Below are 22043 nucleotides of genomic sequence, written 5' to 3' on the forward strand. Positions count from 1 at the left end.
GCAGCGGAGTGTGATCTGACTCACTATATGAAAGCGGTATTATTGATGCAGCGTGCTGAATGCCGGTTTTTTTACAGGATAATAAACTGCTGTGCGGTTTAAACCCGCATAAAGTCACTGTTTTTCAGTGCTGGCGTTATAAATAAAAAAAACAATCAGAACATAAGGAAAAGTAATCACATTTGGCGTGAATGAAATTGCAGTAATCTTGAGTAGTTATTCAAATAGATAAAGGCCAGCCAGGGCGATTGATCCAGGTCATCGCCGATGGTGGCTAAAAATGGCAGGCTTGTCCCCTTTCTTCGGGACGGTCTATCAGATTATGCAGTTACAGAAATTAGTCAATATGTTTGGTGGGGATCTTTTGCAGCGCTACGGGCAAAAGGTTCACAAGCTGACGCTGCATGGCGGTTTTAGCTGCCCGAATCGCGATGGTACGCTCGGGCGCGGCGGCTGCACCTTCTGTAACGTGGCCTCCTTTGCGGACGAGGCGCAGCAGCATAAATCTATCGCGGAACAGCTCGCGCATCAGGCCCGTCTTGTGAACCGGGCAAAGCAGTATCTGGCCTATTTCCAGGCCTACACCAGCACATGGGCGGAAGTGCAGGTGCTGCGTTCGATGTATCAACAGGCGGTCGCTCAGGCGAACATTGTCGGGCTGTGTGTCGGTACGCGTCCGGACTGCGTGCCCGACGCGGTGCTGGATTTACTCAGCGAGTATAAAGAGCAGGGCTATGAGATCTGGCTGGAACTAGGCCTGCAAAGCGCGCATGACAAAACCCTGCACCGTATTAATCGCGGCCATGATTTTGCCTGCTATCAGCGCACCACCCGCCTGGCCCGCGAACGTGGCCTGAAAGTCTGCACGCATCTGATTGTCGGCCTGCCGGGAGAAGGGCAGCAGCATGGCCTGGAGACGCTGGAAAAAGTCGTTGAGACAGGCGTGGACGGGATCAAGCTGCACCCGCTGCATATTGTGCAGGGCAGCATTATGGCCAAAGCCTGGCAAGCCGGGCGGTTAAACGGCATCGCACTCGACGAGTATACGGTAACGGCAGGGGAGATGATCCGTCATACGCCGCCCGAGATTGTCTATCACCGTATCTCCGCCAGCGCCCGCCGTCCAACGCTTCTGGCACCGCTATGGTGTGAGAACCGCTGGACGGGGATGGTGGAGATTGACCGCTATCTGCATGAGCACGGTGTGCAGGGCTCGGCGCTGGGACGGCCGTGGGTCGCTCCGCTACCGGCGGCGACCGCCTAACAGACTCCCCAGCATGCCGCGCACTATCTGATTCGTGACCTGCCGCGCGGCGCTTTTCGCCATCGTCTGTACAACGCCATCGCGCTTGCCGCCGCGCGGCCCGGTACTGCCAAACAAAATGTCTTTCAGCCCACCCAGAATGCCATCATCCACCGCGACTGACTGCCCCCTGGCGGGTGGGGCGTCCTGCGAGTCGGTGGTGGCCTGTACCCCTTTTTGCAGCATCTCGAAGGCAGATTCGCGATCCACTTCATCTTCGTATTTCCCGTAAACCGGGGAGTGGTTAATCAGGCCGTTGCGCTCATCGTCCGTTACCGGCCCCATTCGCGAGCAAGGGGCAATCACCATGGCGCGTTCCACAATGGACGGGCTGCCTTTGGCATCCAGGAAGGAGATCAGCGCCTCACCGGTACCCAGCGCCTGAATCGCCGCTTCGGTATCAAAGGCCGGGTTCGCGCGCATGGTTTGTGCGGCAGCTTTGACGGCTTTCTGATCTTTTGGCGTAAAGGCGCGCAGGGCGTGCTGGACGCGATTACCGAGCTGCCCCAGCACGTTATCGGGGATATCCGACGGGTTTTGCGAAACAAACCACACGCCGACGCCTTTGGAGCGGATCAGCCGGATAACCTGCTCGATCTTGTCCAGCAGCACCTGCGGCGCATCGTTGAACAGCAGGTGCGCTTCGTCGAAGAAGAACACCAGCTTCGGCTTCTCAAGGTCGCCCGCCTCCGGCAGCTGTTCGTAAAGTTCAGAGAGCATCCACAGCAGGCTGGCGGCGTAGAGTTTCGGCATCTGATAGAGCTTCTCTGAGCTCAGAATGTTGATGATGCCTTTGCCGTTGCTGTCAGTGCGCATCCAGTCTTTGATATCGAGCATCGGCTCGCCGAAGAAATGCTCTGCACCCTGTTGCTCCAGCGTCAGTAACCCGCGCTGAATGGCCCCCACGGAGGCACTGCTGATGTTGCCGTACTGGTTCTGGAAGGATTTAGCGTTATCGCCGATGTATTGGGTAATGGCGCGCAGATCTTTGAAATCGAGCAGTAGCAGCCCCTGAGCGTCGGCAATACGGAAGATGATGTTCAACACCCCGGACTGGACATCGTTGAGATTCAGAAGACGGGCCAGCAGCAGCGGACCAAGATCGGAGACGGTGGCACGTACCGGATGACCTTTCTCACCAAAGATATCCCAGACAACTACCGGGTTGTTGTGCGGCGTCCAGTCATTGACGCCGATATTTTTCAGACGCTCAAGGAGTTTTTCTGAGGGTGCCCCCTCCTGAGCCACACCGGTTAAATCGCCTTTTACATCGGCCATAAAGACCGGCACGCCAATCTCAGAGAGCGATTCGGCCAGCTTCTGCAGGGTAACGGTTTTCCCCGTCCCGGTGGCGCCGGTGATCAGGCCGTGACGGTTCGCCATCGCAGGCAGTAAAAACAGCTCTTTCTCCAGCGTCCTGGCAATTAACAATGGTGTACTCATGATACTCATCCTCTCTTAGTCCTGGGTGGAGTATAGGCAACCTGACGGCAAAATGGCGTTAAAAATTCCTTACTTTGCGGCGTATTACCCAGCGCGGACTATGCTTTTGCATACGGTTCACAACAAGTTGAGAATGTATGTCCAGATTCTTTTTTAATAATCGCAAACAACTGGTCAACGATGCTATTGAAGGCATTCTGATTTCTGCTCCGCACGGTAACCTCGTCAAGCTTGATGTTGATCCTGCCATTCGCATTGTGGCCCGCAGCGACTGGGACAAGAGCCGCGTGGCGGTGATCTCCGGTGGCGGTTCCGGCCACGAGCCTGCACACGCCGGGTTTGTCGGCAAAGGTATGTTGACGGCAGCAGTGTGCGGCGATCTGTTCGCCTCGCCGAGCGTGGATGCGGTGCTGAATGCCATTGTGGCGGTGACGGGTGACCGTGGCTGCCTGCTGATCGTTAAAAACTACACCGGTGACCGCCTGAATTTTGGTCTGGCGGCAGAAAAGGCGAAACGCTACGGCCTGAAGGTGGAGATGGTCATTGTGGCAGACGATATTGCGCTGCCGGACAACAAGCAGCCGCGCGGCATTGCCGGTACGGCGCTGGTTCATAAGATCGCGGGTTATGCCGCAGAGCACGGAAAATCGCTGAGTGAAGTGCGTGATATTGCGCAACAGGCCTGCGATAATCTCTGGAGCCTGGGCGTTGCGATGCAAACGTGTAACCTGCCGGGAAGCGACGAGGAAGAAGGGCGCATTAAGCAAGGTCATGTCGAGCTGGGTCTGGGCATTCATGGTGAGCCAGGGGCTTCCGTCGTGGATACGCAGAACAGTAAAGCGATTATCGACACGCTGGTGACGCCGCTTAAGGCGAAGGCGGGTGACGGGCGCTTCGCAGTGTTGATCAATAACCTGGGGGGCGTATCAGCACTTGAGATGGCTCTGCTCACCAAAGAGCTGGCCCACTCGGCACTGAAAGATAACCTGGCGTACCTGATTGGCCCGGCACCGCTGGTGAGCGCCCTGGATATGAAGGGCTTTTCGCTGACGCTGCTGAAGCTAAACGATCTGTTCGAAAAAGCCCTTCATGAAGAGGTTGAGACGCTGGGCTGGCAGAAGCCGGTGGCGTTTGCCCCGCTGCGTACCCAGGAGCATAGCGCGATCCATGACCGCGTGGAGTTTACCCCGTCCGCAAATCCGCAGGTGGGCGAATATGTCTCTGTGGTGACAAAGACGTTGATTCAGCTGGAAAACCGTCTGAACGCGCTGGATGCGAAAGTGGGGGATGGCGATACCGGATCCACCTTTGCGCAAGGGGCGCGGGAGATTGCGCAGCGTCTGGAGGAGAACAACCTTCCTCTTAACGACGTGTCGACATTACTTCTGCTGGTGGGCGAGCGGCTGGCAACGGTGATGGGCGGATCGAGTGGCGTATTAATGTCGATCTTTTTCACGGCAGCCGGACAAAAGCTGCATGACGGACAATCGCTTGCCGATGCATTGCTGAGTGGGCTGGCACAGATGAAGCAGTATGGCGGGGCCGATCTCGGCGATCGCACGCTGATCGATGCGCTACAGCCGGCGCTGGAGACGTTGCAGAAAAACGATCTTCAGGCGGCGGCGCAGGCGGCACAGCAGGGCGCAGAGGCAACGGCCAGAATGGGCAAAGCGGGCGCGGGACGTTCGTCGTATGTGAATAAAGAGAATCTGGATGGGGTAATGGATCCGGGAGCGGTTGCGGTGGCAGAGGTGTTTAAGGCCATGGTAGAAGCAAAACGGTAACAACCGTTACCGTTTTTAGTGTTTGCGCCCTCTCCCTGTGGGAGAGGGGTGTGCCACATTAAAAATCTGCTTTCAACACCACACGGTAACGGGCTTTGCCGTCACGCACGTGCTGGATCGCTTCGTTGATTTTCGACATCGGATAGAGTTCGGTGGTTGGCGATACTTTCGTGCGCCCGGCGAACTTCATCAGTTTGCGCAACTCGAATGGCGTGCCGGTTGCAGAGCCGGACACGCTGCGATCCCCGCCGATCAGGGTAAACGCCGGAACCGGCAGCGGCTTCAGCACGGCACCTACCGTATGGAAGTTACCGCCGTAGGCCAGTGCTTCAAAGTACGGCTGCCAGTCGAGATCGACATTAACGGTGTTGATGATCAAATCGAATTGACCCGCCAGTGCTTTCAGCGCGTCTGGATCGCGGCTGTTCACCACTTTATCCGCCCCCATCGCCAGCACTTCTTGTTCTTTCGCCGGGTTAGAACTGAATGCCGTCACTTCGCAGCCCATCGCGTGCAGCAGTTTGATGGCAATATGACCGAGCCCCCCGATACCAATCACACCCACACGGCTGGTGGCGGTGATATGGTGCATCAGCAGCGGTTTAAAGACGGTAATGCCGCCGCACAGCAGCGGGCCTGCGGATTCGATATCAATGCTGTCCGGCAGCGGAATGACCCACTGCCAGTCGGCGCGCAGTTTATCGGCAAAACCGCCCTTGTTGAGGATGGTTGGAACGGCGCCATCAAGGCAGTTGATCTGGTTGCCGCTGATACAGGCGTCGCAATGACCGCAGCTGCGTGCCGTCCAGCCAATACCCACGCGCTGGCCCACTTTCAGGCCTTTGTCCTGCGCAGCGCTGCCGAGCGCCACGACGCGGCCAATCACTTCGTGTCCGGCGACCAGTGGATAGCTTGAAAAGCCCCATTCGTTGTCGATCATGGAGAGATCCGAGTGGCAGATCCCGCAGTAATCAACCTGTACTTCGACGTCTTCCGCTTTTAGTTCGCCCGCATCGTACTCGTACAGTTCAAGTTCTGCACCCGCCTGCGGTGCGGCGTAGCTTTTTATCTTCGACATCGTGTTTCCCCCGTTATGGTGTGAACTGAGAGTGTAGAGCATTCAGTTAACCACCGCTTAACAGAAGAGGGCAGCAAAAGTATTTACAGCGTTTTCAGCATCCTGACTTCGCAATCGACGTGGCCGGTGCAGCCCAGCGGTGCATCAATATGCTCAAAGCCCAGATGTTCATACAGGCCGATGGCCTCTTTGAGGAAGGCGGTTGTTTCGAGGTAACAGCGTGTAAAACCCTGATTGCGGGCATAGTCGAGTGCGACCAGCGCCAGTTTCTTCGCCAGGCCTAGTCCGCGAACAGATGGCAGGAAATACATTTTCTGCAGCTCGCAGATATCCGGCTCGCTGCAGCTGAGCGGAGCAACGCCGCCGCCGCCCACCACCTGGCCATTCTGCTCAATAACCCAGTAGGCATGGCCCGGCTGGCTGTAAAGCTGGAACAGCTCGTCCAGATTTGGATCAGCAACCGTATAGCCTTTATCAGCCGTCAGGCCATATTCGGCAGAAACCGTACGGATAACGGCGGCGATAGCCGGGTTGTCCTGCACAGCGATCCGACGCATCGTCGTCGCGACGGGGGTAATCACGCTCATAGCATTACTCATTACAAAAATTGACACACAACTGCTGTTAATAGCACCGCAGAAAGGGGAGTGCAAGCGAGGAGTTTTCAGGAAGAATACCCCTTACGCCCTGAAGCGTAAGGGGTAAAAGCATTACAGGGCCGCAATCACCGCCTGCTGCTCAATCAGCTTGGTCTTCGCATCGGCGAAAGCAACCAGGCGTTCACGCTCTTTGGCGATGACCGCTTCCGGCGCGCGGGCGACAAAGCCTTCGTTCGCCAGTTTGCTTTCGATTTTGCCAATTTCCACGTCGACTTTCGCCACTTCTTTCGCCAGACGTGCCAGCTCAGCGTCTTTGTCGACGAGACCCGCCATTGGGATCAGCAGTTCGGCGCCGTCGATGATTTTCGTCACGGAGACCGGACCTTTGTCATCGGCTGGCAGCACGGTGATGCTTTCCAGACGCGCCATGGTTTTCAGGAAGGTATTGTTCTCGGTGACACGACGAACAGCCGCGTCGCTGCAACCGCGCAGGAGCAGTTCCAGCGGTTTGCCCGGGGCGATGTTCATTTCTGCACGGATGTTACGTACAGCGACGATCGCCTGCTTCAGCCACTCGGTATCCGCTGAGGCAGCTTCATCCACTTTAGCGGCATCAAATTCCGGGAACGGCTGCAGCATGATGGTGTCGGCGTTGATGCCCGCGATCGCTTTCACTCGCTGCCAGATGGTTTCGGTGATAAATGGAATGATCGGGTGCGCCAGACGCAGCAGGCCTTCCAGCACGGTAATCAGCGTATTACGCGTACCGCGCAGTTCTGCCTCCGTTCCGCCGTTCATGACCGGCTTCGCCAGCTCCAGGTACCAGTCACAGAACTGGTTCCAGGTGAATTCGTACAGAATGCCCGCCGCGATGTCGAAGCGGTAGCTGTCCAGCGCCTCGCGGAACGCTTTCACCGTCTGGTTGAATTCCGCCAGGATCCAGCGGTCGGCCAGAGAGAGGATCATCTCGCCGCCGTTGAAGCCGCAATCCTGATCTTCGGTGTTCATCAGCACGAAACGGCTGGCGTTCCACAGTTTGTTACAGAAGTTACGGTAACCTTCCAGACGCTTCATGTCCCAGTTGATGTCGCGACCGGTAGAGGCCAGCGCCGCCAGAGTGAAACGCAGGGCGTCAGTACCGTGAGATTCAATCCCGTTCGGGAACTGCTTCTCGGTGCGCTTGCGGATCTTCTCTGCCAGCTGTGGCTGCATCATGTTACCGGTGCGTTTTTCCAGCAGCTCTTCCAGGGAGATCCCGTCCACCATATCCAGCGGGTCAATGACGTTGCCCTTGGATTTGGACATCTTCTGGCCTTCATCGTCACGGATAAGACCGGTCATATAGACGGTATGGAACGGAACCTGCGGCTTGCCGTTTTCATCTTTAATGAAGTGCATGGTCATCATGATCATGCGGGCAATCCAGAAGAAGATGATATCGAAGCCGGACACCATCACGCTGGTTGGGTGGAACTGACGCAGCGCGTCGGTGTTCTCTGGCCAGCCGAGGGTGGAGAAGGTCCACAGCGCGGAGGAGAACCAGGTATCCAGCACGTCTTCGTCCTGACGCAGGGCGACATCCGCGCTCAGTTTGTTTTCCTGACGCACTTCATCTTCACTGCGGCCAACGTATACGTTGCCTTCGTTGTCGTACCATGCCGGGATACGGTGACCCCACCACAGCTGACGGGAGATACACCAGTCCTGAATATCGCGCATCCAGGAGAAGTACATGTTTTCGTACTGCTTCGGCACGAACTGAATGCTGCCGTTTTCAACCGCTTCAACAGCCGGTTTTGCCAGCACGTCGGCACGCACATACCACTGGTCGGTCAGCATTGGCTCGATAACCACGCCACCACGGTCGCCGTACGGCACGGTCAGATCGTGAGGTTTAATCTCTTCCAGCAGGCCGAGTGCGTCAACGGCAGCCACAATCGCTTTACGCGCGGCAAAGCGTTCCAGCTTCTGGAACTCCGCCGGAATGTCGCTTGAGTAAACGTCGGATTCGTTGCCTTTGGTGTCATACACTTCTGCACTTTCACGGATGTCACCGTCGAAGGTCAGAATGTTGATCATCGGCAGGGCGTGACGACGACCCACTTCGTAGTCGTTGAAGTCATGCGCCGGGGTGATTTTCACGCAGCCGGTGCCTTTTTCCATGTCGGCGTGTTCGTCGCCCACAATCGGAATGCGGCGGTTCACCAGCGGCAGCACCACGAATTTGCCAATCAGATCTTTATAACGCGGATCTTCCGGGTTAACGGCCACGCCGGTATCGCCCAGCAGGGTTTCCGGACGGGTGGTTGCCACCACTAAGTAATCTTTACCGTCTGCGGTTTTCGCGCCGTCGGCCAGCGGATAGCGGATGTGCCACATGGAGCCTTTAGACTCGCGGTTTTCCACTTCCAGGTCAGAGATTGCGGTGCGCAGTTTCGGGTCCCAGTTAACCAGGCGTTTGCCACGGTAAATCAGGTCTTCTTTGTACAGACGGACGAACACTTCTTTTACGGCGTTGGAAAGGCCTTCGTCCATGGTGAAACGCTCGCGCTCCCAGTCTACGGAGTTACCGAGACGGCGCATCTGACGGGTAATGGTGCCGCCAGATTCTGCTTTCCACTGCCAGATTTTATCGATAAAGGCGTCGCGACCGTAATCGTGACGGGTTTTACCCTCTTCAGCGGCAATCTTACGCTCAACCACCATCTGGGTCGCGATACCCGCGTGGTCAGTCCCCGCCTGCCACAGGGTGTTTTTGCCCTGCATGCGCTGGTAGCGGATCATGGTATCCATGATGGTCTGCTGGAAGGCATGACCCATATGCAAACTGCCGGTGACGTTCGGCGGCGGGATCATGATGCAGAAGGACTCTTTGCTTTCATCGCCGTTAGGCTTGAAATAGCCCTGCTGTTCCCAGTGCTCGTAAAGCGGCTGTTCGATATCGCGTGGGTTATATGTCTTTTCCATTATTTCCAGGTTGCCGTATTCAGGTTAAAACCAGCCAGGCGGTACGCTTTGTAGCGTTCGCGCGCCAGTTGTTTCAAGGATTCTTCGTAAGGGACAAAGTCTACCACTTCTGTGAAAGCGGTGGCAAAATCTGCAAAATCTATCCGCAGGCTAATCAGAATATCGCGCGCGCTGCTGTTGCGCTTTTGCGGCCAGGCTATCTCGACCGGTGCGCCGCCGCGCGGCCCTTCGCCAGACAGGTTATGCGGTACAAAACTCTCCGGCGGGCGCGCCCACAGCGCTTCGTCAAGACGAATCGCCTGCTGTTCATCTTCACAGGCAATCAGAACCCGTTTACCTGCGCGCCAACGTTCTGCGGCAATTTCACACACCAGCTGTTCTACGGCGCTGAGGCCATCCTGATGGGTATCGTTGTCCAGAAGGTAGAACGTTGCATTCTTCATATATGGGGCTTCTTGTGCTCACTTTAAATGCTTAAGCCGGGTGGCGGCTTCGCCTTACCCGGCCTACGGTTTACTGCCGTTTTGACTTACTCGTCGCCATTAAATCCTGCGCGGTTTAGCAGGAACTGCGACAGCAACGCAACCGGACGACCGGTCGCGCCTTTGGCTTTTCCGGAGCGCCATGCGGTGCCGGCAATATCCAGGTGCGCCCAGTTGTACTTGCGGGTGAAGCGTGCCAGGAAGCAGCCCGCGGTGATGGCACCACCAGGACGGCCGCCGATGTTCGCCATGTCCGCAAAGTTAGATTCCAGCTGTTCCTGGTATTCGTCACCCAATGGCAGACGCCATGCGCGGTCACCGGCTTGTTCGGACGCGCCGATAAGCTCGTGCGCCAGCGGATTGTGGTTCGACATCAGGCCGGTGATGTGGTGGCCGAGCGCGATCACGCAGGCACCGGTCAGGGTGGCCACGTCGATCACCACGTCAGGTTCGAAGCGTTCAACGTAGGTTAATACGTCGCACAGCACCAGACGGCCCTCGGCATCGGTGTTCAGCACCTCAACGGTCTGGCCGGACATGGTGGTCAGGACATCACCCGGACGATAAGCGCGTCCACCCGGCATGTTTTCGCAGCCCGCCAGCACGCCGATAACGTTAATCGGTAACTGAAGTTCAGCCACCATACGCATCACGCCATACACCGCCGCTGCACCACACATGTCGTACTTCATCTCATCCATGCCTTCAGAAGGCTTGATGGAGATACCACCGGAATCGAAGGTCAGGCCTTTACCAACCAGCACAACAGGACGCGCGTCTTCTGACGGATTGCCCTTGTATTCGATAACCGACATCAGGGATTCGTTCTGCGAGCCGTTGCCCACCGCCAGGTAAGAGTGCATACCCAGCTCTTTCATCTGCTGTTCGCCGATAACGCGGGTGATGACATTCTTGCTATAGGAGTCAGCCAGCTGGCGCGCCTGAGAGGCCAGATAGGCGGCGTTACAGATATTAGGCGGCATGTTGCCCAGATCTTTTGCGGCTTTAATCCCGGCGGCAATCGCCAGACCGTGCTGGATGGCGCGCTCGCCGCTGGTGAGTTCGCGACGGGTTGGCACGTTAAAGACCATTTTACGCAGCGGACGGCGCGGCTCGCTTTTATTGGTCTTGAGCTGATCGAAGCTGTACAGGCTCTCTTTTGCGGTTTCGACAGCCTGGCGCACTTTCCAGTAGGTGTTACGACCTTTGACGTGCAGTTCGGTCAGGAAGCAAACGGCTTCCATTGAGCCGGTGTCATTCAGGGTATTAATTGTTTTCTGAATCACCTGCTTATACTGACGTTCATCCAGCTCGCGCTCTTTACCGCAGCCAATCAGCAGAATACGTTCGGACAGCACGTTCGGAACATGGTGCAGTAACAGCGTCTGCCCAGGTTTGCCTTCCAGTTCGCCACGGCGCAGCAGGGCGCTAATGTAGCCGTCACTGATTTTATCGAGTTGCTCGGCGATCGGGGAGAGTCGGCGTGGTTCAAAGACGCCCACAACGATGCAGGCACTCCGCTGTTTCTCCGGGCTACCGCTTTTTACACTGAACTCCATGCACTACGCTCCTGAATCTTAAAGACAACAGCGGCTGCTACGGATAGAATTGAAACCTTTCGTAACTCAAGTCCGCTGTTGTGGTGACTTCGTGTTAATCTTACGTTATTACGGTTTCGACACGTCAGAAAAAGTCCTGAAGCGTGAATCCGCCGGGTGTTTTAATCTTAGCGATGATTTCGACGACTCAAGAGAATAAATGACGTTTAAGCCATGAAACAAGCGATTTTCCAGCAAAGAGACGGGTTTTTACGGGCGTATTTAAAGTGATAATCATAAGATATCTGGTGCGGGAGACGCTCAAAAGCCAACTGGCGATCCTCTTCATCCTGCTGCTGATTTTTTTCTGTCAGAAGCTGGTCAAGATCCTCGGTGCGGCCGTTGACGGCGAAATTCCAACGAATCTGGTGCTTTCCCTGCTTGGTTTAGGGATCCCGGAAATGGCGCAGCTTATTCTGCCGCTAAGTCTTTTCCTCGGTCTGCTCATGACGCTCGGTAAGCTTTATACCGAGAGTGAAATCACGGTGATGCATGCCTGTGGTTTGAGCAAGGCTGTTCTGGTGAAAGCCGCCATGATATTGGCGCTGTTCACGGGTATCGTCGCCGCGGTGAATGTGATGTGGGCGGGCCCAATGTCCTCTCGTCATCAGGATGAAGTGCTGGCTGAAGCAAAAGCGAACCCCGGTATGGCGGCATTAGCGCAGGGGCAGTTCCAGCAGGCGACCGACGGAAACTCAGTGCTGTTTATTGAGAGCGTCGACGGCAGTAAATTCAACGACGTCTTCCTGGCGCAGCTGCGGACCAAAGGAAACGCCCGTCCATCGGTGGTGGTGGCAGACTCCGGTCAGCTTGCGCAGCGCAAAGATGGTTCCCAGGTCGTGACGCTGAATAAAGGCACCCGCTTTGAAGGCACCGCGATGCTTCGTGACTTCCGTATTACGGATTTCCAGAACTATCAGGCCATTATTGGTCATCAGGCGGTGGCGCTCGATCCAACGGATACCGAGCAAATGGATATGCGTACGCTGTGGAACACCGATACCGACAGAGCGCGTGCGGAGTTCCACTGGCGTATTACGCTCGTCTTCACCGTGTTTATGATGGCATTGATTGTCGTGCCGCTGAGCGTGGTGAACCCGCGTCAGGGGCGCGTGCTCTCAATGCTGCCGGCGATGCTGCTGTACCTAATCTACTTCCTGCTGCAAACCTCGATTCGTTCTAACGGCGCGAAGGGTAAGCTGGACCCGATGGTGTGGACGTGGTTCGTCAACAGCCTGTACATCTTACTGGCGCTGGGATTAAACCTGTGGGATACGGTGCCAGTGCGCCGCATACGTGCCCGATTTTCGCGTAAAGGAGCCATCTAATGCAGGCGTTTGGCGTTCTTGATCGCTATATCGGTAAAACCATTTTCACCACCATCATGATGACGTTGTTCATGCTGGTGTCGCTCTCCGGCATTATTAAATTTGTCGATCAGCTGAAAAAAGCCGGGCAAGGGAGCTACGACGCGCTGGGTGCAGGGATGTATACCCTGCTCAGCGTGCCAAAAGATGTGCAGATCTTCTTCCCGATGGCAGCCCTGCTGGGCGCGCTGCTGGGGCTGGGGATGCTGGCACAGCGCAGCGAACTGGTTGTGATGCAGGCATCGGGCTTTACCCGTTTGCAGGTGGCGCTGTCGGTCATGAAAACCGCGATCCCACTGGTGCTGTTGACCATGGCGATTGGCGAGTGGGTGGCACCGCAGGGTGAACAGATGGCGCGTAACTATCGTGCCCAGGCAATGTACGGCGGTTCACTGCTTTCAACACAGCAAGGGTTATGGGCGAAAGATGGCCAGAACTTCGTCTATATCGAACGTGTGAAAGGGGATGATGAGCTGGGCGGCGTGAGTATTTACGCCTTCAATGATGAGCGTCGTTTACAGTCTGTACGTCACGCATCGTCAGCGAAGTTTGACCCCGAACACAAGCAGTGGCGGTTATCCCAGGTTGACGAGTCTGACCTGACGAACCCAAAACAGATCACCGGCTCTCAGACGGTGTCCGGGACGTGGAAAACCAACCTCACGCCGGACAAACTCGGGGTGGTGGCGCTGGATCCGGACGCGCTCTCCATCAGCGGGTTGCACAACTACGTCAAATACCTGAAGTCGAGCGGGCAGGATGCCGGGCGCTATCAACTCAATATGTGGAGCAAAATCTTCCAGCCGATGTCCGTGGCGGTGATGATGCTGATGGCCCTGTCGTTTATCTTTGGCCCGCTGCGTAGCGTACCGATGGGTGTTCGAGTGGTCACCGGGATCAGCTTCGGCTTTGTATTCTACGTCCTCGATCAGATCTTTGGCCCGCTGACGCTGGTTTACGGCATTCCGCCAATTATTGGTGCGCTGCTGCCGAGCGCCAGCTTCCTGCTGATCAGCCTCTGGCTGCTGCTGAAACGCTCCTGATTCTCCTCTCCTCGCTTCCGGTTAGCCGGAAGCGAGGCTAATCTCCTGTTTCACCCCGCACTTTTTCTCACAACCTTCAACGTCCCGCCGCGAATTTGAGTATTATTGAGCGATAAAGTCGTGAAGGGATCCTCTATGAAGCAAATTCGAATGCTTGCCCAGTACTACGTCGACCTGATGATGAAGCTCGGGCTGGTGCGTTTCTCCATGCTGCTGGCGCTGGCGCTGGTTGTTCTGGCCATTGTCGTGCAAATGGCCGTGACCATGGTGTTGCATGGTCAGGTCGAGAGTATCGACGTCATCCGCTCTATCTTCTTCGGTTTGCTGATCACCCCCTGGGCGGTCTATTTTCTTTCCGTCGTCGTTGAACAGCTGGAGGAGTCCCGTCAGCGCCTGTCAAAACTGGTTGATAAGCTGGAAGAGATGCGCGAGCGCGATTTAAAGCTCAACGTCCAGCTGAAAGACAACATTGCCCAGCTTAACCAGGAGATTTCAGATCGTGAGAAGGCGGAAGCCGAGCGTCAGGCGACGCTTGAGCAGCTGAAAATCGAAATGAAAGAGCGTGAGGTGACGCAGATCCAGCTTGAGCAGCAATCCTCTTTCCTGCGTTCATTCCTTGATGCTTCTCCGGATCTGGTTTTCTACCGTAACGAAGACAAAGAGTTCTCCGGCTGTAACCGGGCGATGGAGCTGCTGACCGGCAAAAGCGAAAAGCAGCTGATCCACCTGAAACCCCAGGATGTGTACTCCGAAGAGGCGGCCGCCAAGGTCATGGAGACGGACGAAAAAGTCTTCCGCCACAATGTCTCGCTGACCTATGAACAGTGGCTGGATTACCCGGACGGGCGTAAAGCCTGCTTTGAGATCCGTAAAGTGCCGTACTACGACCGCGTCGGGAAACGCCACGGCCTGATGGGCTTTGGCCGCGATATCACCGAGCGTAAGCGTTATCAGGATGCCCTTGAGCGCGCCAGCCGCGATAAGACGACTTTCATCTCCACCATTAGCCATGAACTGCGTACCCCGTTGAACGGCATCGTCGGCTTAAGCCGTATTCTGCTGGACACCGACCTGACGGCGGAGCAGGAAAAATACCTCAAAACGATCCATGTCTCGGCGGTCACGCTGGGGAATATCTTCAACGATATTATCGACATGGATAAGATGGAGCGCCGTAAAGTCCAGCTTGATAACCAGCCGGTTGATTTCACCAGCTTCCTTGCCGATCTGGAAAACCTGTCCGGCCTGCAGGCGCAGCAAAAGGGGCTGAGCTTTGTCATGGAGCCAACCCTGCCGCTGCCGCACAAAGTGGTCACGGACGGCACGCGTCTGCGCCAAATTCTCTGGAACCTGATCAGCAACGCGGTGAAATTTACCCAGCAGGGGCAGGTGGCGGTGCGTATCCGCTATGACGAAGGAGACATGCTCCATTTTGAGGTGGAAGACTCAGGCATTGGCATTCCGCAGGAAGAGCAGGACAAAATCTTTGCCATGTATTATCAGGTGAAGGACAGCAACGGTGGTAAGCCTGCTACCGGCACGGGCATTGGCCTTGCGGTATCGAAACGGCTCGCGAAGAGCATGGGCGGTGATATCACCGTAGCCAGCCAGGCGGGCAAAGGCTCTACCTTTACGCTGACGGTGCATGCCCCGGCGGTGGCAGAAGAGGTTGAGGATACCTTTGAACAAGACGATATGCCGCTCCCGGCGCTACATGTTCTGCTGGTCGAAGACATCGAGCTGAACGTGATTGTGGCGTGCTCGGTGCTGGAAAAACTGGGTAACAGCGTGGACGTGGCGATGACCGGTAAAGCCGCGCTGGAGATGTTTAAACCGGGCGAATATGACCTCGTCCTGCTGGATATTCAACTGCCGGACATGACCGGGCTGGATATCTCCCGTGCGCTGACAACGCAGTATGCCGCCGATGAACTGCCGCCGCTGGTCGCGCTGACGGCCAACGTCCTGAAAGATAAAAAAGAGTACCTCGATGCCGGTATGGATGATGTGCTCAGCAAGCCGCTGGCGGTGCCTGCTCTGACCGCCATGATCAAGAAGTTCTGGGATACCCATGATGAAGAGGAGAGCACCATGACGTCTGTTGATAGCGCGAAGGCCCAAACGATTCTGGATATTGCGATGCTGGAGCAGTACATCGACCTGGTTGGCCCAAAACTGATTACCGATGGTCTGGCCGTGTTCGAAAAAATGATGCCTGGCTACCTGAGCGTGCTGGAGTCCAACCTGACCGCACGCGATCAGAAAGGCATTGTGGAAGAAGGGCATAAGATCAAAGGCGCTGCTGGCTCTGTCGGGTTACGCCACTTACAGCAGTTGGGACAACAGATTCAGTCACCTGATTTACCGGCATGGGAAGATAACGTGGGTGATTGGGTCGAAGAGATGAAACAAGAGTGGCAGAACGATGTGGCGGTGCTAAAAGCTTGGGTGGATGCCAGAAAAAAATGACCCCGGCTTAACCGGGGTGCGCGAATACTGCGCCAACACCAGGGAAATCGTGGCTGCGCCTGATTTTTCGTGTTGTTTTCGCATGGGCGCCGCCTGAAAATTTAGGCCGCACGCAGATAAGATAGCAAATCTTAAATGGTTTGTTACATGAATCAGTGAAATGTGTGAAGCATAGCGTTTTAATCAAAATTAATTATGTGCTTCAGCAAGTTGCAAAGAAGGAACGTCAGGATGAAAAAGGTTGGTGTCGTACTGAGCGGATGCGGTGTTTACGATGGTTCAGAAATTCATGAAGCCGTCATCACGCTGCTGGCCCTGGCAAGGCAGGGGGCGGAAGCGATCTGTTTCGCGCCAGACAAAAAGCAGGCAGATGTGATTAATCATCTGACCGGAGAGGCCATGGCGGAAACCCGTAACGTATTGATTGAAGCGGCACGTATTGCGCGTGGCGATGTCCACCCTCTTATTCAGGCGGATGCCGCTGAGCTCGATGCGTTAATCGTGCCGGGCGGGTTTGGGGCGGCCAAAAATCTCAGTACCTTTGCTTCAGAAGGGGCGGCGTGTCAGATCGATCCCCATTTAAAAGCGCTGTCGCAAGCAATGCACGCGGCAGGTAAACCGCAGGGCTTTATCTGTATCGCGCCGGCAATGCTGCCTAAAATTTTTGATTTCCCGCTGCGGCTGACAATCGGCACCGATATTGATACCGCAGAAATCATTGAGGAGATGGGCGGCGAGCACGTACCTTGTCCGGTGGATGACATTGTGGTGGATGAAGACAACAAGGTCGTTACCACGCCTGCCTGGATGCTGGCGCAGAATATTGCCGAGGCCGCTGCAGGCATCGAAAAACTGGTGGCCAGAGTGCTGGTGTTGACTGAATGAGTCGTAAATTCGGCGCAGGCGCGTGGGTGAAACGCGCCCTGTTGCGCATCGTTCTCGTGCTCGCGGTATTCTGGGGCGGCGGACTCGCCTTATTCAGCATTATGCCGGTCCCGTTTTCGGCCGTGATGGTCGAGCGTCAGCTTGGGGCATGGCTCAGTGGTGATTTCAGCTATGTGGCCCACTCGGACTGGGTAAGTATGGATGAGATCTCACCGTTTATGGGGCTGGCGGTCATTGCGGCAGAGGATCAGAAATTCCCGGAACACTGGGGGTTTGACGTGGCGGCAATCGAGAAAGCGCTGGCGCACAATGAACGCCACGAAAACCGCGTCCGTGGGGCATCGACATTATCGCAGCAAACCGCAAAGAATCTGTTCCTGTGGGACGGTCGAAGCTGGGTACGAAAAGGGCTGGAAGCGGGGTTGACGCTGGGGATGGAAACGGTCTGGAGCAAAAAACGCATTCTGACCGTCTATCTCAATATTGCTGAGTTTGGCGATGGCGTGTTTGGTGTTGAGGCCGCCGCGCAGCGCTATTTCAATAAACCGGCCAGCCGACTGAGTATGTCCGAAGCGGCGCTCCTGGCTGCCGTCTTGCCTAATCCCATCCGCTTTAAGGCTAATGCCCCTTCAGGGTACGTGCGAAGCCGTCAGGCGTGGATCATGCGCCAGATGCGTCAGTTAGGCGGGGAAGGGTTTATGCAGCGTAATAAGCTAATGTAGGGCGGGTAAGCGCAGCGCCACCCGCCAGCGGGGCTGAAATTAATCCTCGTCAAACCCGGCGTTAAACAGCGCAATCACCGCCGCCAGCGCTTCCTCTTCCTGTGGGCCGGTGGCTTCGACTTCAATCTGGCGACCTTTGGCGGAATCCAGCATCAGCAGTGCAATGACGCTGTTTGCTTCCGCTTCGGTCCCTTCATCATTTCGCAGCAGAACTTCCGCATCGAAACCCTGCATCAGTTCAAACAGCTTCATTGCCGGGCGTGCGTGCATGCCCAGCTTATTGGTGATCTCAACGGTTTGCTTTACGGTCATGTTTTACGTTTTTCCAGCGTGCGATGACGGGACTGAACGTTCTTTCCGCGTGAACGGAAATAGTCGGCCAGCTGTTCGGCGATATAGACCGAACGATGTTTACCGCCGGTACAGCCAATCGCCACCGTCAGATAGCTACGATTGTTTGTCTCCAGCATAGGTAACCATAGCTCAAGGTAGCTTCGCGTCTGGTAGATAAAATTGTGAACTTCTGTGTGCCTGTCGAGGAACGCCGCGACGGGTTTATCCAGCCCGGTCATTGGACGCAGTTTCGGATCCCAGTGCGGGTTTGGCAGGAAGCGCACGTCGAAAACATAATCCGCATCGATAGGAATGCCGTGCTTAAAGCCGAATGACTCAAACACCATTGTCAGTTCACGCTCGCGTTTGCCCAGTAAACGGGTACGCAGCATTTCTGCCAGCTCGTGAACGGACATTTCGGAGGTGTCGACAATCAAATCGGCACGTGAGCGCAGGGGCTCCAGCAGGTCGCTCTCTTCGTCGATTGCGCTCTCCAGAGAGAGGTTCTTGCTGGAAAGCGGGTGCAAACGACGGGTATCGCTGTAGCGACGGATCAGCGTGTTGCGGTCCGCATCAAGGAACAACAGCTGAGGTGAAAAGGTGTCCGGCAGGTTGCTCATCGCCTGTTCAAAGATTTCGGGCGATTCAGGCATGTTACGGACGTCGATGCTGACGGCGGCAGAGATTTGTCTGTCTGCAAGGGTGCGTGCCAGCTCGGGCAGCAGTACCACCGGCAGGTTATCTACGCAGTAAAAACCCATGTCTTCCAGCGCGCGCAGGGCGACGGATTTCCCCGACCCTGAACGGCCACTGACAATCATCAGCACCATGTTCCGTTTCTCCTCAGGACAACAGATCTGAAGGCCATCTCCTGGTTATGCCTCATCCTGACTGCCTTCTGCTTCAGTGATAATTTCATAAAGCTCTTCATCACTTTGCGCTGAGCGCAGTCGACGGCAGATGGTTTTATCGGCCAGGCGTTTAGCGACCAGTGAAAGCGTATGCAGATGGGTTTTCGTCTGATCGGCAGGAACCAGCAGCGCGAAGAGGAGATCAACGGGCTGGTTATCGATGGCATCAAAGGCAATAGGCGTTTCCAGTTGCACAAACACACCGACGGCACGCAGGGTGTCCTCTTCCAGTTTGCCATGCGGGATCGCAATGCCGTTGCCGATACCGGTACTGCCCATTTTTTCACGGGTCAGGATGGCTTCGAATACGACCTGCGGTGGCAGGCCCAGCTGTTTTGCGGCCAGTTCACTGATAATCTCCAGCGCACGTTTTTTGCTCTGGCAGTGAACGCCACTGCGGGTACATTCCTGGTTAAGGACATTGCTCAATTGAAGAGCGGAATCGTTGTTCATCATAATTTCACCTAAGCGCTAACTGTACAAATGGCCTGTTGTGCTCCACAACAGGCCTTCCTGCACCCGTTAACTGCCCGGACAATTAGTGTTGTTTCAGTTTATCTTTATGTTTATTGAGCTGTCTTGCAAGCTTATCAATCAAGCCATCGATAGCAGCGTACATGTCTTGCCCTTCCGCACTGGCGTGGAGTTCGCCCCCATTGACATGCAGGGTTGCATCCGAGATATGAGTCACTTTCTCCACTTTCAACACAATATAGACCTGATTGATCCTTTCGAAATACTGCTCGAGTTTTGCGAATTTCGTGTTCACAAAGTCGCGTAAAGCTTCAGTAATTTCGACGTTTTGTCCAGTGATGTTGAGCTGCATAGTGTCTTCCTTATCGGTTGTGTCAGACCAGCTGTTTACGCTGGTTAGACGGCGGAATGGATAAAGACTCTCGATACTTCGCAACAGTACGACGTGCCACCATAATACCCTGGTCGGACAGCATGGTGGTTAACTTACTGTCGCTCAGTGGCTTCGCGGGGTTCTCCGCGGCGATCAACTTCTTCACCAGTGCACGAATCGCCGTTGACGAGGCTTCGCCACCGCCTTCGGTATTCACATGGCTGGAGAAGAAATACTTAAGCTCAAATATACCGCGAGGACTGTGCAGATACTTCTGCGTGGTCACGCGGGAAATCGTTGATTCATGCATCTCGACGGCCTGGGCGATATCCGCCAGCACCATCGGTTTCATATACTCTTCGCCCTGCTCAAAGAAAGCCTGCTGTTGTTCGACGATACAGCGGCTCACACGCAACAGCGTATCATTGCGGCTCTCCAGGCTTTTGATTAACCAACGCGCTTCCTGCAGATTGCTACGAATATACTGGTTGTCAGCGTCGTTACGCGCGCTGGTGCACATGGAGGCATATTGCTGATTGATTTGCAGGCGAGGAATGCTGTCTGAATTGAGTTCAACGACCCAGCGGCCGTTGTGTTTTCTGACCAGCACGTCAGGTATGACGTATTCAGGCTCACTGGTCTGGATCGACTGGCCGGGGCGAGGATCGAGCGACTGAATCAGGTTAACCGCCTCTTTCAGCACCTCTTCTTTCAGACGCGTAACGCGCATCAGGGTACGGAAATCATGGTTAGCCAGCAGATCCAGATGATCGCTGATGATTAAGCGGGCTTCATCGATCCAGGGCGTCTCTTTGCTGAACTGCGAAAGCTGGATCAGCAGACAGTCGCGCAGGTCTTTCGCTGCTACGCCCACCGGGTCGAAACGCTGAATGCGCTTCAGAACGGCTTCTATCTCTTCAAGTTCAATCTCGTCATCGCCCATGCTTTCCAGAATATCGTCCAGCGTGACGGTCAGATAGCCGGTGTCGTCAACGGCATCGACGATGGAGGTGGCAATCGCGCGATCGGTATCGGAGAAAGGGGTCAGCTCCACCTGCCACATCAGGTAATCCTGTAGTGACTGGGTGGTTTCACCCTGATAGACCGGTAGCTCATCGTCCTGGTAGTCTGCACGCGTGCCGGAAGGGGTTCCGGCGGTGTAGATTTCATCCCAGCTGGCATCCAGCGGAAGCTCGTCCGGCATCTCTTTTTGTTCGAGTGCATCGGCGGTATCGAGGGCTTCCGTGTCCTGTGATTGCTGAGTGTCTACCTCGTCATGAAGATCGGCTTGCTCCAGCAGCGGATTGCTGTCCAGCGCTTGCTGGAGCTCCTGCTGGAGTTCTAATGTGGACAGTTGCAACAGGCGAATCGCCTGCTGTAACTGCGGCGTCATCGCCAGTTGTTGGCTGAGCCTTAATTGCAAACCTTGCTTCATGTTCAGAGCATTTTTCTCCGGTTCGGCGTTACGTTACCTCTACCCTATCAGAGTCTGAAGTCTTCCCCAAGATAGACGCGCTTAACATGATCATCTTCGAGGATCTGCTGTGGCGTGCCGTGGGCGATCAGGTTGCCCTGGCTCACGATATACGCACGTTCACATACGGCCAGTGTTTCACGGACGTTGTGGTCAGTAATCAACACGCCAAGACCGCTGTCGCGCAGATGCTCAATAATACGTTTAATGTCGATAACGGAGATGGGGTCAACGCCTGCAAACGGTTCATCCAGCAGGATGAACTTCGGGTTTGCTGCCAACGCGCGTGCAATTTCAACACGGCGGCGTTCCCCCCCGGACAGCGCCTGACCGAGGCTATCGCGCAGGTGCTCAATGTGAAACTCTTCCATCAGCTCGTTGGCGCGATCCTGACGCTGTTCGCTGGTCAGGTCGTCACGAATTTGCAGAACGGCCATCAGGTTATCGAAGACGCTCAGGCGACGGAAAATGGAGGCTTCCTGCGGCAGGTAGCCAATACCACGGCGTGCGCGCGCATGCAGTGGCAGAAGGCTGATGTCTTCATCATCAATGATGATGTTACCGGCATCGCGTGGGACAATACCCACGACCATGTAGAAGGTCGTGGTTTTACCTGCACCGTTTGGACCAAGCAGGCCTACAATTTCGCCGGAGTTGACGGTCAGACTGACATCTTCCACGACACGGCGGCCCTTATAGGCCTTCGCGAGATTTTTTGCAGTTAATGTTGCCATAACG

Annotated in this window: 19 protein-coding genes; 7 read left to right on the plus strand and 12 right to left on the minus strand. The window is 55.5% G+C overall.

Annotated elements, in window-relative coordinates:
* The first annotated feature begins 322 nt into the window (after positions 1–322).
* On the plus strand, positions 323–1264 hold the full coding sequence (locus tag AX755_RS21910) for a TIGR01212 family radical SAM protein (RefSeq protein ID WP_095908469.1): 942 nt from the start codon (positions 323–325) through the stop codon (positions 1262–1264).
* Here AX755_RS21910 and AX755_RS21915 read toward each other — a convergent pair.
* Positions 1244–2746: a helicase HerA-like C-terminal domain-containing protein gene (locus AX755_RS21915; protein ID WP_062857454.1), complete on the minus strand. Its 1503-nt coding sequence runs from the start codon at positions 2744–2746 to the stop codon at positions 1244–1246. The genes AX755_RS21910 and AX755_RS21915 overlap by 21 nt on opposite strands.
* A 137-nt stretch (positions 2747–2883) precedes the next feature.
* Here AX755_RS21915 and AX755_RS21920 point away from each other — a divergent pair, with 137 nt between their 5' ends.
* Positions 2884–4530, plus strand: a complete 1647-nt coding sequence (locus tag AX755_RS21920) for a dihydroxyacetone kinase subunit DhaK (protein ID WP_038420702.1) — start codon at positions 2884–2886, stop codon at positions 4528–4530.
* Between the two features lie 58 nt (positions 4531–4588).
* Here the strand turns inward: AX755_RS21920 and ahr are convergent, their stop codons facing one another.
* From ahr to pepA, 5 genes are all read right to left on the minus strand, one after another.
* Positions 4589–5608, minus strand: coding sequence for an NADPH-dependent aldehyde reductase Ahr (gene ahr, locus AX755_RS21925; protein ID WP_062857455.1), 1020 nt, complete (start codon positions 5606–5608; stop codon positions 4589–4591).
* Between the two features lie 83 nt (positions 5609–5691).
* Positions 5692–6195, minus strand: a complete 504-nt coding sequence (locus tag AX755_RS21930) for a GNAT family N-acetyltransferase (RefSeq protein ID WP_040021921.1) — start codon at positions 6193–6195, stop codon at positions 5692–5694.
* A gap of 123 nt (positions 6196–6318) precedes the next feature.
* Positions 6319–9174 (minus strand): valine--tRNA ligase, encoded by a 2856-nt coding sequence (locus AX755_RS21935; protein ID WP_062857456.1) that lies wholly within the window; start codon positions 9172–9174, stop codon positions 6319–6321.
* A complete protein-coding gene (gene holC / locus AX755_RS21940) occupies positions 9174–9617 on the minus strand; it encodes a DNA polymerase III subunit chi (RefSeq protein WP_008502815.1) in 444 nt (147 codons plus the stop codon). The genes AX755_RS21935 and holC overlap by 1 nt, the downstream gene beginning before the upstream one ends.
* 86 nt (positions 9618–9703) lie before the next feature.
* Entirely contained in the window at positions 9704–11215 is a 1512-nt protein-coding gene (gene pepA, locus AX755_RS21945; RefSeq protein WP_013098951.1) for a leucyl aminopeptidase, read from the minus strand.
* A gap of 266 nt (positions 11216–11481) precedes the next feature.
* Here pepA and lptF point away from each other — a divergent pair, with 266 nt between their 5' ends.
* The 5 genes from lptF (at position 11482) to mtgA (ending at position 17740) form a co-directional block, all read left to right on the plus strand.
* Positions 11482–12582, plus strand: a complete 1101-nt coding sequence (gene lptF / locus AX755_RS21950) for an LPS export ABC transporter permease LptF (protein ID WP_029883394.1) — start codon at positions 11482–11484, stop codon at positions 12580–12582.
* Complete coding sequence (gene lptG, locus AX755_RS21955) at positions 12582–13664, plus strand: LPS export ABC transporter permease LptG (RefSeq protein WP_013098949.1); 1083 nt, start codon at positions 12582–12584, stop codon at positions 13662–13664. Before lptF ends, lptG begins: the two co-directional genes overlap by 1 nt.
* A 135-nt stretch (positions 13665–13799) precedes the next feature.
* Positions 13800–16133: an aerobic respiration two-component sensor histidine kinase ArcB gene (gene arcB, locus AX755_RS21960; protein WP_062857457.1), complete on the plus strand. Its 2334-nt coding sequence runs from the start codon at positions 13800–13802 to the stop codon at positions 16131–16133.
* Between the two features lie 231 nt (positions 16134–16364).
* Complete coding sequence (gene elbB / locus AX755_RS21965) at positions 16365–17018, plus strand: isoprenoid biosynthesis glyoxalase ElbB (protein WP_023619937.1); 654 nt, start codon at positions 16365–16367, stop codon at positions 17016–17018.
* Positions 17015–17740 (plus strand): monofunctional biosynthetic peptidoglycan transglycosylase, encoded by a 726-nt coding sequence (gene mtgA / locus AX755_RS21970; RefSeq protein ID WP_013098946.1) that lies wholly within the window; start codon positions 17015–17017, stop codon positions 17738–17740. Before elbB ends, mtgA begins: the two co-directional genes overlap by 4 nt.
* A gap of 39 nt (positions 17741–17779) precedes the next feature.
* Here mtgA and npr read toward each other — a convergent pair whose 3' ends face one another.
* The 6 genes from npr to lptB form a co-directional block, all read right to left on the minus strand.
* Entirely contained in the window at positions 17780–18052 is a 273-nt protein-coding gene (gene npr, locus AX755_RS21975; RefSeq protein ID WP_003861872.1) for a PTS phosphocarrier protein NPr, read from the minus strand.
* Positions 18049–18903, minus strand: a complete 855-nt coding sequence (gene rapZ, locus AX755_RS21980) for an RNase adapter RapZ (RefSeq protein WP_013098945.1) — start codon at positions 18901–18903, stop codon at positions 18049–18051. Before rapZ ends, npr begins: the two co-directional genes overlap by 4 nt.
* A 45-nt stretch (positions 18904–18948) precedes the next feature.
* Positions 18949–19440: a PTS IIA-like nitrogen regulatory protein PtsN gene (gene ptsN / locus AX755_RS21985; protein WP_013098944.1), complete on the minus strand. Its 492-nt coding sequence runs from the start codon at positions 19438–19440 to the stop codon at positions 18949–18951.
* A gap of 82 nt (positions 19441–19522) precedes the next feature.
* Positions 19523–19810 carry a ribosome hibernation promoting factor gene (hpf, locus tag AX755_RS21990; protein WP_013098943.1) on the minus strand — a complete coding sequence of 96 codons (288 nt, stop codon included), beginning with the start codon at positions 19808–19810 and terminating at the stop codon, positions 19523–19525.
* A gap of 22 nt (positions 19811–19832) precedes the next feature.
* Positions 19833–21266: an RNA polymerase factor sigma-54 gene (rpoN, locus tag AX755_RS21995; RefSeq protein WP_013098942.1), complete on the minus strand. Its 1434-nt coding sequence runs from the start codon at positions 21264–21266 to the stop codon at positions 19833–19835.
* Between the two features lie 47 nt (positions 21267–21313).
* Positions 21314–22039 carry an LPS export ABC transporter ATP-binding protein gene (gene lptB, locus AX755_RS22000; protein WP_013098941.1) on the minus strand — a complete coding sequence of 242 codons (726 nt, stop codon included), beginning with the start codon at positions 22037–22039 and terminating at the stop codon, positions 21314–21316.
* Positions 22040–22043 lie beyond the last annotated feature (4 nt).

This window comes from Enterobacter sp. SENG-6, from assembly GCF_001605945.1.
GTDB lineage: Bacteria > Pseudomonadota > Gammaproteobacteria > Enterobacterales > Enterobacteriaceae > Enterobacter > Enterobacter cloacae.

Coding starts and splice junctions, on each gene's coding strand:
- AX755_RS21920 (WP_038420702.1), top strand. CDS start 2,884: ATGTCCAGATTCTTTTTTAATAATCGCAAACAACTGGTCAACGATGCT.
- elbB (WP_023619937.1), top strand. CDS start 16,365: ATGAAAAAGGTTGGTGTCGTACTGAGCGGATGCGGTGTTTACGATGGT.
- mtgA (WP_013098946.1), top strand. CDS start 17,015: ATGAGTCGTAAATTCGGCGCAGGCGCGTGGGTGAAACGCGCCCTGTTG.
- hpf (WP_013098943.1), bottom strand. CDS start 19,810: ATGCAGCTCAACATCACTGGACAAAACGTCGAAATTACTGAAGCTTTA.
- AX755_RS21910 (WP_095908469.1), top strand. CDS start 323: ATGCAGTTACAGAAATTAGTCAATATGTTTGGTGGGGATCTTTTGCAG.
- AX755_RS21935 (WP_062857456.1), bottom strand. CDS start 9,174: ATGGAAAAGACATATAACCCACGCGATATCGAACAGCCGCTTTACGAG.
- lptG (WP_013098949.1), top strand. CDS start 12,582: ATGCAGGCGTTTGGCGTTCTTGATCGCTATATCGGTAAAACCATTTTC.
- AX755_RS21930 (WP_040021921.1), bottom strand. CDS start 6,195: ATGAGCGTGATTACCCCCGTCGCGACGACGATGCGTCGGATCGCTGTG.
- AX755_RS21915 (WP_062857454.1), bottom strand. CDS start 2,746: ATGAGTACACCATTGTTAATTGCCAGGACGCTGGAGAAAGAGCTGTTT.
- ahr (WP_062857455.1), bottom strand. CDS start 5,608: ATGTCGAAGATAAAAAGCTACGCCGCACCGCAGGCGGGTGCAGAACTT.
- holC (WP_008502815.1), bottom strand. CDS start 9,617: ATGAAGAATGCAACGTTCTACCTTCTGGACAACGATACCCATCAGGAT.
- rapZ (WP_013098945.1), bottom strand. CDS start 18,903: ATGGTGCTGATGATTGTCAGTGGCCGTTCAGGGTCGGGGAAATCCGTC.
- lptB (WP_013098941.1), bottom strand. CDS start 22,039: ATGGCAACATTAACTGCAAAAAATCTCGCGAAGGCCTATAAGGGCCGC.
- pepA (WP_013098951.1), bottom strand. CDS start 11,215: ATGGAGTTCAGTGTAAAAAGCGGTAGCCCGGAGAAACAGCGGAGTGCC.
- ptsN (WP_013098944.1), bottom strand. CDS start 19,440: ATGATGAACAACGATTCCGCTCTTCAATTGAGCAATGTCCTTAACCAG.
- rpoN (WP_013098942.1), bottom strand. CDS start 21,266: ATGAAGCAAGGTTTGCAATTAAGGCTCAGCCAACAACTGGCGATGACG.
- npr (WP_003861872.1), bottom strand. CDS start 18,052: ATGACCGTAAAGCAAACCGTTGAGATCACCAATAAGCTGGGCATGCAC.
- arcB (WP_062857457.1), top strand. CDS start 13,800: ATGAAGCAAATTCGAATGCTTGCCCAGTACTACGTCGACCTGATGATG.